Genomic DNA, 13,245 nt, shown 5'->3' on the forward strand with positions numbered 1-13,245 from the left:
ACGACTGCAGGCCCTGGCCCGAAGACGACAGCTGCGATGACATTGATGGCATGCTGTACCGGATAGGCGCGGGCGATGCCGGCTGGGAACCAGACGAACGCGGAGCCAGCGACGGCGAGTGCGACGAACATCGCCATGAGTACGAGTTTTTTCGTGTTCATCCGACACGCCTCCCCGGAATCGATTGTTTAAACCGTTCGATTTGTCCTGCGACATCTTCTGCCCCTGCAATAGAGGAAATAACGGCGATGCCCGAAACGCCTGCCCGCCAGACCATTTCGGCGTTGCCCGGTTCGATGCCGCCGATGCCAATGACGGGCACGTGCGGATATTGGGTTTTCACTTTAATGATTTCAGCAACACCCGCCGGCGGTTTCGCATCGCTTTTTGTGCGTGTGCCAAATACCGGTCCCATGCCGAGATACGTGGCGCCGCACGTCAGCGCTTCATTCGCTTCTTTGACTGAATGCACCGAGACGCCAAGAGCCATCGATGCGCCGATTTGTTTTCTCACTTGTCCGCAGTCCATATCGTCCTGGCCAATATGGATGCCGTCCGCTTCGATTGTGCAGGCGAGTTCGACATCATCATTGATGAACAGCGGAACACCGTATTCGCGGCACAAGTTCTTGCATTCTGTAGCGAACTCCACAAGCGCATCACCCATTAATGCCCCGCGCCCTTTTTCGCGTAGTTGAAAATGGGTGATGCCGCCTCGAAGCGCTTCTTCGAGCAACGCGAGCGGCTCTTTAGTACCGGCGTTTGTCGTACCCATTAGAAAATAAATCGCTGGATTCCCGAACAAGATGAACCACTTCCTTTTCGATAGATTCTTTGTACGCCGCATGATGCGTCGGACCATGGCCATACCCGATGTTAAGCGGATACGCGAGTGCTGCCTGGATAAACTCCTTGGCGGTGAACAAGGCTTCTTCCACTGGTTTGCCTTTGCCGAGTTCGGCTGTCAATGCCGCTGAAAACGTGCAGCCCGTGCCATGCGTCTGCTCCGTCTGAAGACGTTCCGAACGCAGCAAGATTACCGTGCCTTGCTGATCTAGATAAAAGTCTTCCGCAACGTCAGGGTCAGTGCTATGGCCACCTTTGATGACCACCGCTTCGGCACCGAGCGATAAAATCGCTTCCGCCGCATTTCTGCGTGAGGCATCGTCTGTGATGTCTATGCCGCTCAATACTTCTGCTTCCGGGATGTTCGGCGTGATGATGGCAGCGAGCGGGACGAGCAAGGTTTTAATTGCTTCGACCGCTTCTTGCTGCAACAAGGAAGCACCGCCTTTTGCGATCATCACAGGGTCGATGACGAGCCTGTCCCAGCCGTAGCGTTTGATGCCTTGAGCCGTTTCTTCAATGATGCCGGCGTCAAACAGCATGCCGGTCTTGAGCGCACGGATGTTAAAGTCGGTTCCGATCGCATCGAGCTGCTCTTTGACCGCTTGCCGGTCCATCGGGTAAATACCGTGAACGCCCTGCGTGTTTTGGGCAGTCACCGCCGTTACTGCAGAACAGCCGAATGCGCCGAGTTCCTGGAAGGTTTTCAAATCCGCCTGTATCCCCGCTCCACCGCCTGAATCAGATCCGGCGATGGTCAATACTTGCGCTTTAGCGTCCATAAAGTGCCGCCTCCTGTCGTTTCGATAGCTCGTCCAAAAAGGCCATTTGGAAAGTTCCCGGGTTCAAGGCGATTTTCGATGCACGGCTTCCTGCATTCGCATAAATCTGCAAACCATATGCAAGCGCATCAAGCGGGGTAGATTCTTCGTCCGTTAAAAATGCCGCAAGCACCGCACTGAGCAAACAACCCATTCCAGTAACCGACGCCATCAATGGGTCTCCGCCTGTGATGTGCTCGGTCCGGTCACCATCTGTCACTAAATCGCTTGTGCCTGTTACCGCGACAATTGTTTGGTATTCATCAGCAACTTGTTTAGCGATAGCTTCCAAATCGCCTTGTCCTTCGCCCGCATCGACGCCGCGCGCTTGCCAGTCGGCTCCTGCGATGGCCGCGAGTTCGCCAGCATTGCAACGGAGTAGCGTGATATCGAGTTCCGTCAGCAATCGTTTCACGGCCTGCAAACGATAAGCTGTCGCCCCGGCACCGACCGGATCCAACACAATAGGGATGCCTTTTTTCATCGCAGAGCGTCCCGCGATGAGCATGCTTTCAAAAGAGCGCTCCGTGATCGTGCCGATATTGAGCGATAAGGCATCGGCGTGTCCCGTGAGTTCGGCCACTTCCTGTTGTTCGTCGCCCATGACCGGCGAGACGCCGAGCGCGAGCAAGCCGTTTGCCTGAAAGTTCGAGACGACGTGATTGGTGATGCAATGAATCAAGGGTTTTCGTGCGCGCAATTCCCTAAGCATGGCGGACACTCTCCTTTTTCGCGGGAAGCTCCCAAGTTTCCATTGTCCACGCTTGCTGCCAGAACTGCCATTCATAATAGCTGCTTCTCATAAAGCGCGTCTTCAATTCCTTGCGCCGCTCTTCCGGCAAGCCATCAGCTAAGCGGTCCATCCGTTCGATTTGTTCATTCACCAGTTCCCCGAACCATTCGGAACCGTATGTGCCGATCCATTTTTGGAAAATCGGTTCTTCCGGAGTTGCCGTCTTCAAACGTTCGCCAATTTCGTAATAAAGCCAATAACACGGAAGCAAGGCCGCGAGTACGTCTGCCAAGTCGCCTTCTGCGGAGCGGTACATATGCGAAACATAAGCATAGGCGTGGGGAGACGGTTCGAATAGCTTCCAATCTTCCTCGGTCACTCCAAGCAATTCCATAAACGATTCATGAAGCGCGAGTTCCGCGGCACAGGTCTGTTCTGCGTGATGCGCAAATGATTGCGTCGTTTTCAAATCTTTCGCTTTCACTGCGCCGAGTGATTGCACTTTCGCGAAATGGGTCAGGTAATAGGCGTCTTGCATGACGTAAAATTTGAAGACATCGAGCGGCAAATCGCCTTTCGCGATGCCTTTTACAAACGGGTGTTCAAAACTGGCGTCCCATAAATCTGCGCATTCCAACCGAACTTCTTTACAAAATGTCATGTCGCTCTCTCCTTTTTTGGGCAAAATAAAACACCGCTTCCCAGGTAAGGAAGCGGCGATAAAGGTCAGCTGAAGAAATTGGAGAAATGCTCACAATTCGCCCACTTCCCTACGCTGGTATGATCCAGATCAGGTTCAAAGGGTCCGGACTCTTGTCCGTCTCAGCCAACATGGCTCCCCTAGTGGAATAGCGATATTTTTTTATTGTCGGCAATAGAATACCATAGCTTGCTTGCGAATTCAAAACTTTTTGAAATTAAGATAGTAGGAGTTCAATTGATTAATTGGAATTAGCTTGCCCCTTTCATCTACAAGGTGTCCGCAGCATGCTTGGGGTTGGCCTCTCGCAATAAGCCAATGAATTGGCGAAAGGCAGTTGAGCCGATTCATTGGCGACGCATCTGCTTCCACAAATGCGGGAGCACAGTTGTACGTTCATGTCCCAATCTAGTGGAGTATGCGAAGGTTATCATCTTCCGGCTTCGCTTCACCCTTAAGCGCGTGGCTACTTTTAGAATTCATTGGAATTTAGAATGTGTAAGTAAGTGTGCCTTGCAAAGTTTTTCCACTTTGATTTGATCGCTTAGTTGGATTGGCGAGTTCATGGTCGTATATAGGACCGGTTCAGTCATAGTCGAAATTTGTCCGGTTCAGGACTTCTCTAAAATATTGCTGCATTTCACCTTTGCCTTGGAATTTAAATGGCAACTGTAACGCTACCTCTTCACATAATTCCCTGTATTCTTGTGATTTGCTCAGCGCAGGGCCATTGTAAAGATAAATCAATTGGATAATTTTATCCTCAGGTTGCAGTGTATATGACCTTTCAATCATCTTTTCTCCGAGTTCGTATTGATCTTCTCCGTAATTTCCAGCAGCTATCAGGGCGGACAAATCAAAAAACTCGGGAAATAGTGAAATCATATAGCCAAACGTCCATAAAAATTCCCGATCATCCGGAAATGTCACCTGTCCAAAATGAGCCAGTTCAGAAAATAATTTTTCGCATTCCGTGATGCCGTGCGCATCCAAGCCATCATCTCCAAGTACACCCGCTTCCACGATTAAATACCAACAAAGAAACCCTAACCGGATGACCACTTTCAAATCTTCAGGACGCTTTTCCCATTCGATGACCATCAGCGTTAATGCTTCTGCGTACTTTTCTTCTACTTCAAGAGCATCAATAGCTTCCCAGCGATAGTCCATCCCCATAATTTCCCCTCGTTTCGTATAAACCAGCTTCTTTGCAGGCTATTTCTGATTGAAGCTTTTCTCCAAGTATACATCAAGCCATATAATTCTAACTTCAGTAAAAAGCAACCTGGCCCTAGAGCCAAGTTGCTTTTGATCTGTTTTGGACCTTGTTGCTCGCACAAAAGTTTAGGCGAGAGAAGATTTCGGGTTTGTCGTGATAACAAAATAACTCTTAATCGCCGAAAGCAATCAAGAAATGCCTATATTTCACTTAGCGCATCGCCGGGTAGCGCAGCCGGATAAGGCGGTAGAGGTTTTGGACAACTGCTTTTCCTACAGCGTAAGTTGGAATGACCAAAATCATGCCGATGAGGCCGGCTAGGTTGCCCCCAATATACAACAGGAAAATGATGGTTACCGGATGCACCGATAGTTTCTTGCCCATGATATTGGGCGAGATGAGATTGCTTTCGACTTGCTGGATGATAATAATGGCGATCAGCACCCATAAGCCGAGGATTGGTTCCTGGAAGAATGCCACGACGATCGCCGGGACGGCTCCAATAATTGGGCCGACAAAAGGGATCACGTTTGTGAATGTCGCAACCAATGCCAAGATGATGGCATAATCCACGCCAAGTATCAGGTACGTGATGTAGCTCAGCACCCCGACGAACAAACTGACAGTCGCCTGCCCTTGGATATAGGCACTGAGGTTTTCGTCCATATCATGAAGGATTTTGGCGCCTTCAGCCCGTGAATCCTGTGGCAATAATTTGAGGAAGCTAGCCGGCAATTTGTCGCCGTCTTTCAATAAAAAGAACAGGACAAACGGCACGACGACCAGTGAAGTTAAGGCGCTGACTAGCACACCGGTAAAACTCAGGATATTCGAACCGATGCCCGTCAGTGCGTTCCGGAAATTCGCGGCTATGGCGTCCGGATTCAAGCCAGGCAGAAAATCCTGTTCTTGAATATAGTTCCACCATTGACTAGATAAGGCCCTGTCCGATTGATTTTGAACTTCTCTTACGATCGACGGAAAGTTTTCAATCAAGGATTGGATCTGCCGGAAAATCAGCGGGCCAATCCATAAGGAAAAGCCGACGAGCAGCGCCAGGAAAACGACGAAAATCACCAGAATGGCCACGACACGGGGCATCTTCCTGGATAATAGCTTGACGATTGGCCTAAAGATATAAAACAGAATCCCGCCGATGATGATAATCGGCATCAAGGTAGAAAACGCAACACCGACCGGATAAAACACAAAAGGCACACGCACTGCCAAGTTGATGATGGCAAAGATCAAAAGCGTGCTGAGCAAGAAACGAAACCATTTGGTCTTGGGCATGTTCATTCCCCTTTCTTCTGTCTGAGACATAGTTTTTCGCTAGCAGCTGCTCCACTTACCATAGATCTGAGGGTTGAAATTGTTTCCAGTTCCATCTATGCGGTTTTCATTAACATCCCTCATCCTCTTTGAGTTTCACTTTAGAACTAGTAAAGTTCAGGAGTTGAGTGTTTTCTGCTATATAATTTGCCGCATCAAGGGCTATTTTTTTAATGGCCATCCGATAAAGCGCAAAGCCTGTTCAATTAAAATTTCTTGATTTCAAAAAAGAGCCTTCAACAGAAGGCCCTTTATCGTTCTTCGACGTATTCAATCTGATAATCCCCGTACTCATCAATCACCACAGTGTAACGGCGACGGTGGTCGATCGTTCCGGTCTCTCCGTTTGCTTCATGGTAATTGAACACAGCGCCTGCTTCCACATATGCGGCATCTTCTTCAATCTCGACGGAAGTTACTTCCGGCACGACCGAATCATACACGCGGCCCTCTGTTGAATACTCTTGTATAACACTGTCGACTTCTTCAACTGCCTGGCTTCCCGGCACTAAATACGAAGAATAATAATTCAGTTGCTCATCATTCATGGAATACGGCAGCAAGTCATAATAGGCTTCGATGAAACTCTCCAGCAACGCTTCGTCAAAATAGGCATCCTTCACCGACGGTTCGACCAATTGCGACTCGGGAAGCGGTTCCGGATTATTCGCCCAACTATCCAACATTTCCTTTTTCAAGTACAGCGGGATCGCGTAGCCGATTTCGGGATTGTCTTCGAGCATGACCGAATTGATGCCGAGCACTTTGCCGGTGCTTGCATCCAAAAGCGGCCCGCCGCTCGAGCCTTGCTTGATCAAGGCATTCATTTCATAGAGGTCCGTATAGACGAACATTTCCGAGAAATCGACGCCGGTATCGGTAATTTCCCCTTCGGTCGCAGTGTTCGCTGCGTTCTCCGGGCTGCCGATTGCGATGACCGACGTTCCGATATCGACCGGTTCCATTTCCTGCTCGAGCGGTTCTTTTCCTGCGAGGTCCTCGACGCGGACCAGCGCCAGATCTTCATCAAGCGATATGCCGATCACTTTGCCTGCGAACTCCTGGCCATCGCTATTGACGAGTGCAATAAAGGTCGCATCGCGCACCACATGGGCATTCGTCAAGATATCGCCTTGGTCATTGTACAAAAAGCCGGATCCTTGCTCGAAATCGGTATAGATTGTGTAGACATGCGTCTTCGCATTCGCGATCATCACCGCTTTTTCCTGAGCGGCCGTATCAACCGGTGAATCCGCCTGCTCGGTTTCAGCTGCCGGCGGTGCTTCTGTATCTGTCCCTCCGCAAGCCGCGAGGATCATCGCTGACAAGAAAATCATCAGCCAGTGCATCATCCGTTTGTCCATAGTCTCAACCCGCTTCCGTTAATGTGCATTCATTATAGCAAGCCATAATTGAAAAAGGAACGGGAAAGGACACTGAAATAGAGGGAATGTAGTTCCATTGCACGCTCGGCATTGAATGTCCGGAATCAAAAAAGCTACCTTGGCGCACTGCTTTCGCAGCAGCCAAGGCAGCTTTCGACCCCTTATTTTTCTTGAGCTTCCAATGCTTCTAGCAATGGCTTTTCGAAGACCGGCGCAAATGTTCTGGAAAAAGTCGCTGTCAGATGGTTGCTGTCAAAATGCGTGACGATGTTTCCGACGACATAATAACAGGATTCCTGGTCACAAAAATAATCGGTCAGGTCGATCGTATTAGTAGTTTTCGGCATATAGTCCACTTCTTCTAAAGGACTCGGGTCACGGATGATATCCTCACGGTCGGATTTACAATTTTCCGGATTGTCCGGATTTTCACTTAAGCACGTCAACACGTTTTGATCGTACCAAGGCGTATCACGCACGAGGAATAGCGGAACTTCGTGCTGCTCGAAAAACTTCCAAGCTTCAACAAATCCATCCGAAACTTCATCGAAATCTTCTTTCGAGCTCCCTACATTCCCTACCGTGAAAATCAGATCAGGTTTTTCAGAAATTAATGCCTCTTTTACATTTTGGAACCAGACATCGCATTCTTCAAAACCTTTTCTGCTCTCTTCCGTAAATCGGCAATTGCCTTTTAAATAAGTGACAATTTTCAGATCGTGGGCATCGGCTAGTTCCGCAAGCATCGGCTGCCAATGGGCGGCATGTGATCCGCCGACCAACGCGATCGTATGGCTGTAATCGGTCAATGCCCCGTACTCACACGGCTCGGCTTCTGTCGTTCCCTTGCCGGACAAGCAGCCATCTTCATATATTTCAGATCGATCCTGCTTCACGAAGTCTAAGCTCGGCAGGAAGGATTCCTCAAACTCCGCAGGAGGCGTTAGGCGGCCATCTTCCAAATAAGTGACGGCACCGGGATGCGTCTCGAAACTTTCGCTGAGCAACTCGGAACTGACGGGCGGTCCCGCCAAGTAAGTTTCTTGATAAGCGATGGCCGAGACCCAAATGACGGCAGAGAAAACCGCAATAATGCTGGCGGTTTTCCAGACCGGGAACTGGATTTTCCGGATTGGCAACTCGAAACCGTAAATCGTGAAATAGGCAAAAATCGTTGCTGCAGCGATAATCGCCAATCCGCCCTGGAGCGAAACCGAGTCGACGTCAAATAACGCATAGTAGAAAATCAGTAATGGCCAATGCCATAAATAAAAGGCGTAGGAAATGCTTCCGAACTTGACGAGCGGCTTCCAACTAAGCAGTTGGAAAGCTGAATAGTTCGTTGAATTATTCCCCGCGATGATGATCAGAACGGCTGAAAGCACCGGCCATAGCGCAGCATAGCCCGGGAATAGCTCTGACACTTGAAGGATGATCCCGCAGCTGATGAGCCCGATTAAGCCCATCCAGCCGAATAGCCAGGCTACACGGCTCGAGACGACAAGCTTGTGGATTGTCAATGCGACCAAGCCGCCAATCCCAAACTCCCATACACGAGTGAATGTATGGTAATAGGCCACTGGCTGATTGGCTGCGGTCAAGTAGACCGAATAGCTGAATGATGCCAAGGCAAGCACGGCAATCAATACTGTCAGCATGCGTTTCATATTATTTCCTGAAATCAGCTTCAGCACCGAGATGGCCACAAAGAAGACGACAAGCCATACCAGATAAAACTGGAACTGGATGCTCAGCGCCCAGAAATGCTGAAACGGCGAAGCGCTATTGTTCTGTGCTAAATAATCCACTGAATCCATCGCAAGCCGCCAATTCTGGAAGTAGGAAACGGAAGCTAGAAATTCATTGATGTTCTGCTGTTTCGTAAATGGGGGCAATATGTACAGGCTTGCAATCAAGACGGTAATCCCGATTAACCAAGCTGTCGGCAATAAACGTTTTAATAGTTTTACAATATAGGAAAAGTATAAAATCTGGCCATTTTTTCGGTACATCGAAAGCAATGAAGTCGTAATCAAAAATCCGGATACGACAAAAAATACATCGACTCCGCCTGATACACGATTAAACCATATATGATAGATCGCAACCAATAATGCAGCGATTGTGCGTATGCCTTCTAGTTCCGGCCTGATACGTCTTTCAGTCTCCATAAAATTTTACAGCTCCTTGCATTTTCATAAATCACACAAATTTTATATTAGCATATTCTTCCTTTTAAAACATAAACCATGACAATTATTTTCACTATTTTATGATAAGACAATCAAGTAATTCTTCTTTCAAGGCGCAATTCTAGTTCTTCCTATTTAAAAAACTGCCGAATTCCCAGCAAATACTGGGTTTTCGGCAGTTTTCCCTTGTTACTTTTTGCTTTTCTTCAGTTGTCCTTTGTTCGTGATGACAGTGTAGTTGCCGAATTCGTTCACTTCAAGCGTGAAAGTTTCTCCGTTCAAGTCACCTTGCATGATTTTCCATTTGCCTTTGTCATCCTGGCGTGCGCCGAACTGGACTTTGACATCGGGGTTCGTCAGGAAGTTCAATTCCATCGGTTCGCTGAGTGTCAAGCCGAGTTCTTCGCCGTCCGCTCCAAGTACAGCGATATCAAGCTGGTCGCTGAGTGCCGGGCGCTTATCGACTTGCTCTGCGTCATCGACTGCCAGGGCAAGCGTCATTTCTGCCCCTGCCGCTTCAGCCAATTGCTGAAGGTTGGCCGCTGTGAACGTGAAGTTCGCTTGTTCTAATTGAACCGTCAAATCCTTGCCGCTTTCAAGAAGTTCATCGATTGTGCCTTCTGTGAATGTGATGTCGAGTGTGCCGTCTTCATCGAATTCACCGGCTGTGATGACTGCTTCTTCACCTGACAAATCAGGATCTGCCTGCTGTTCGCCTGGCACTTGCGGTTTGTCGAAAGTGATTTGTGCAAGTAGTGGATCATGATCCGATGCACGCCCGTGTTCTTCCATGAACATCGAGTTGATGTGGACCATATCAAGTTCTGTGTTGTCCGCCAAGTTGTTCGTCACCAGCAAGTGATCGAGAACTTGAGAGTTGCCTTGGTAGTAATAAGAGAAACGGTCTTCTTCCGGCACATCGTTGACTTTGTTCGTCAAGATGTCGCCTTCTAGCGCATCAAGTGCCGGTGTGAATTCGAAATCGTTCATATCGCCAGTGACGACGACATTGAGTTCCGGATTGATTTCCAGGCCTTCTGCAATGAATCCGTTGATGGCTTTCGCCAATTCAATGCGTTCGATTTCAGACGTGAATTGCGGCGGCTGGTTTTGACCGAACAAGCTTTGGTCTCCGCCTTTGGAGTTCAAGTGCGTTGCGACAACGACAACTTCTTCGCCTTGGAATTCAAATTGTGCCGCGAGTGGTTTGCGTGTGCCAGGCATTGGAATTGGCTGTACGCGTCCCGGATTCAAGGCAAGATCGCCTGATTCTGTCCAAGAATTGTCTTCTGTTGCCGTTCCTTTTGTGCCTTCAGACAAGGTAACGCGGTCCGGGTTGTACAAGAAGCCGACGCGGATGTTACCGCCTGGCTGTCCGCCATCCTGGTTGTATTCCGGTGCGATGTCTGTCCATGCATACGTTGGACCGCCGGCTGCTTGGATGTCTTCAATGAGTCGCTCATAAGAAGCGGTTGCATCCGAGTTACCAGAAGCAATCGGGCCGTCGCTGTCTTGTACTTCAACCATCGAAATAACATCTGGGGAGTTCAAATCTTTGACGAATGATTCTGCGATGCGCTGTGCTTTTTCGTCCGATGTGTGGCTCGGGTCTGCTGAAAAGTTTTCGACGTTATAAGCTGCGACCGTCAATTTATCGTCTGCATTTTCGATCCACGTTTCTTCCGGCTGTGTACCGCCGTCCACGATTGCCGGCACTTGCGTTTCATCAGTCCAGATCTGGTAGTTGCCGAATCCGTATCCGAGAACGCCGACTGGCGCTTCAGCAAACGTATCGCCTGCTTTAGCGACGACACCTTCACCTGTTGTAACGGTGATACGTTCCGGGTTGAAATCGTCTTCCTCAAGAAGAATTCCGTCTTGCTTGTGGAATTCATTGTTAGTCGCATTTTTCGATACGACAAATACTTCGCCGTAATTTTGCGGGCCGACGATTTGTGCATCAGCTACGCTGACACGCATCAATTCAAGGGCTTCCCAGAAATCAATGCCGTCTTCTTCCGGCTGGAATTCCGTCAAGCCGTCGTTTTCGATGTTTTGAGTCGGCGGGAATACGTCTTCGCCGATGACAATCGGTTCAGGTAGTTCTGCAGTTGCTGTTTTCACGACGTCCGTTGAACGGATGCGTGTTACCGGTAGATCGTTGTCGCGCATGTCGGAATAGCCTTTATAGAACCATTCTTCGACCGTACCTGCGACTGTTACGACATCCCCAACTGCAAAGTCGCTTGATGCAGATGAACGGTTGACGATGATCGCTTCTGACGTTTTCCAGTTGCCGTCACCTTCTGTATCTTGGATGACGAAGTTTGCGCCGTTATAAAAATGTGTGATGACGCCTGTCACTTCATTGACAGCTACATCTTCATATTTCGAATAATGGCCTTGCCCTTGGATGTCGCGGATTTTCAAGTCCTCTGATTTCAGGACCGTGTAATCAAATGAAAATACTTCCGATGTTTCGCCTGTCGCAGCAATCGCTTTGATCACTGTATCTTGCGTCAGGACGATCGGCTCCGCGTAAACTGCGCTATCCGTTGTCGGCTCTGACCCGTCTAAAGTGTAATGGATCGTTGCATTGTCCAAACCGCTTGCGAGCGTGATTTCAGTTCCTTCCGAGACGACGCCTGGGAAGATGTCTGTGTAAACAGCCGGCTTGTTGACGAGCTCGAAGCTGTCGAAGCCGAGCGTAATGTCTGTGTAAACAGCCGGCTTGTTGACGAGCTCGAAGCTGTCGAAGCCGAGCGTTTTCACTTGGTACGTGTCGTTATATTTTGAAGCGATGCCTGAAAGATAGATCAAGTCGCCTTCTTTGTATCGTTTCGTGAAGTCTTCGAACGTCAAGCCATTGCGGTTGTCGTTGCGGACGACGACTTGCTCGCCGCTTTCCGCAACTGCCGTGAACTCGAACGTCCCATAATTGTTAACGGCTTTCAAGTTAGTGATTTCGACGCGTTCAATCGAAATGCGTTCGCCTTGAGTCTCTTCATTAACACCTGCTGGCGAGATCACTTGTGCTTCCGGCAATTCATTTCCGGAAGACAAGACTTCTACTGTATTCGGCTGCAATTGCAGCTCGCCGCTGTATTCAGAAACGGTACCTTCCAAACGGACGATGTCGCCCGGCGATACAGTTGCGCTAGATGTATAGACATAGATGCCCGCTGTGTCATCTTGCACGTAAAAAGCGTTGCCGCCCCAGAAGCCTGTTCCAGTTGTCACAGTTGCTTCCACTGAAATCAAGCCTTCAGAGTCGCGTGCTTCCTGGACATTGTCTACAGGTGTCGCGGTAGGTGGCGCTTCGCCTTCAGAGAGAATTGTGAAAGCATTAGCAGAACGCAAGCCAGGAACTGAGAAATAAGCTCCAAGTGTGCCGCTGATTGTCACTTCTGCTTTGAAGTTGCCCGGATTGTCGACAAGGTTCAATCCGGCACGAGTCGATCCTGTCGGTAATTGAACCGGCAAGATTTTTGCTGGATCGGTTTCATCTGGTGAATCAGCGATGCCGATATTAGTCCCCCCTGTAAATGGCGACTCTTGGTCATAGTTGGTTCCGCTAATAGCAACCCCAACGATAAACCCTTTCACCGTTGCCGTTCCTGTATTGTTTTCAATGGCTTCTGCAACTGAAATGGTTTCTGCTGCTTCGGCTGTCGCCATATACGGCAAGGCAGCTGATAAAGCCAATAGGAGACTCAAAAAGATCTTGCTGAACGCGCTTTTTGTCACAAACCTTCACTCCTCTGATAATTTATTGTCATACGAAACCAGTATACTAAAAATTTGTAAGCGCTTTATTAATAAATTGTAAATTCTAACTATTTATACCCAAATTGTTCACCCTTTTTCCTTTTTTATCCTGTAAAATAGTCTTTCTATTCGATTTCTTCTTGAAATTTCACTATCGGTAATTCCTTAGACTCACCCCCTTTCCAGATGTGAATTTTTCCGCAACATAATCGGCTCGAGGACGTCTAAAAGAGAGGTTTCGTGATAAGA

Annotated in this window: 10 protein-coding genes and 1 riboswitch; all 10 genes read right to left on the reverse strand. The window is 48.8% G+C overall.

The window, feature by feature from the left end:
- Positions 1-161: energy coupling factor transporter S component ThiW (locus ON064_RS06610; protein ID WP_274624168.1), on the reverse strand; the 161-nt coding region annotated here is incomplete at its 3' end.
- Entirely contained in the window at positions 158-775 is a 618-nt protein-coding gene (thiE, locus tag ON064_RS06615) for a thiamine phosphate synthase (protein WP_274624152.1), read from the reverse strand. The genes thiE and ON064_RS06610, both read right to left, overlap by 4 nt.
- Positions 750-1,628: a bifunctional hydroxymethylpyrimidine kinase/phosphomethylpyrimidine kinase gene (gene thiD, locus ON064_RS06620; protein ID WP_274624153.1), complete on the reverse strand. Its 879-nt coding sequence runs from the start codon at positions 1,626-1,628 to the stop codon at positions 750-752. The genes thiE and thiD overlap by 26 nt, the downstream gene beginning before the upstream one ends.
- Complete coding sequence (thiM, locus tag ON064_RS06625; RefSeq protein WP_274624154.1) at positions 1,618-2,379, reverse strand: hydroxyethylthiazole kinase; 762 nt, start codon at positions 2,377-2,379, stop codon at positions 1,618-1,620. The genes thiD and thiM overlap by 11 nt, the downstream gene beginning before the upstream one ends.
- Positions 2,372-3,061, reverse strand: a complete 690-nt coding sequence (gene tenA / locus ON064_RS06630; RefSeq protein WP_274624155.1) for a thiaminase II — start codon at positions 3,059-3,061, stop codon at positions 2,372-2,374. Before tenA ends, thiM begins: the two co-directional genes overlap by 8 nt.
- Before the next feature lie 89 nt (positions 3,062-3,150).
- Positions 3,151-3,252, reverse strand: a riboswitch (TPP riboswitch).
- Between the two features lie 433 nt (positions 3,253-3,685).
- Complete coding sequence (locus ON064_RS06635; RefSeq protein WP_274624156.1) at positions 3,686-4,270, reverse strand: hypothetical protein; 585 nt, start codon at positions 4,268-4,270, stop codon at positions 3,686-3,688.
- Positions 4,271-4,529: 259 nt separating this feature from the next.
- On the reverse strand, positions 4,530-5,612 hold the full coding sequence (locus ON064_RS06640; protein ID WP_274624157.1) for an AI-2E family transporter: 1,083 nt from the start codon (positions 5,610-5,612) through the stop codon (positions 4,530-4,532).
- A gap of 290 nt (positions 5,613-5,902) precedes the next feature.
- The gene (locus ON064_RS06645) at positions 5,903-7,015 is read right to left on the reverse strand and encodes a S1C family serine protease (protein WP_274624158.1); all 1,113 of its coding nucleotides are present in this window, start codon (positions 7,013-7,015) and stop codon (positions 5,903-5,905) included.
- Positions 7,016-7,197: 182 nt separating this feature from the next.
- Positions 7,198-9,207, reverse strand: a complete 2,010-nt coding sequence (locus ON064_RS06650; protein WP_274624159.1) for an acyltransferase family protein — start codon at positions 9,205-9,207, stop codon at positions 7,198-7,200.
- A 210-nt stretch (positions 9,208-9,417) separates the two neighbouring features.
- Positions 9,418-12,975 (reverse strand): DUF6359 domain-containing protein, encoded by a 3,558-nt coding sequence (locus ON064_RS06655; protein WP_274624160.1) that lies wholly within the window; start codon positions 12,973-12,975, stop codon positions 9,418-9,420.
- Positions 12,976-13,245: the final 270 nt, after the last annotated feature.

It is taken from the genome of Planococcus sp. A6, from assembly GCF_028823615.1.
GTDB lineage: Bacteria > Bacillota > Bacilli > Bacillales_A > Planococcaceae > Planococcus.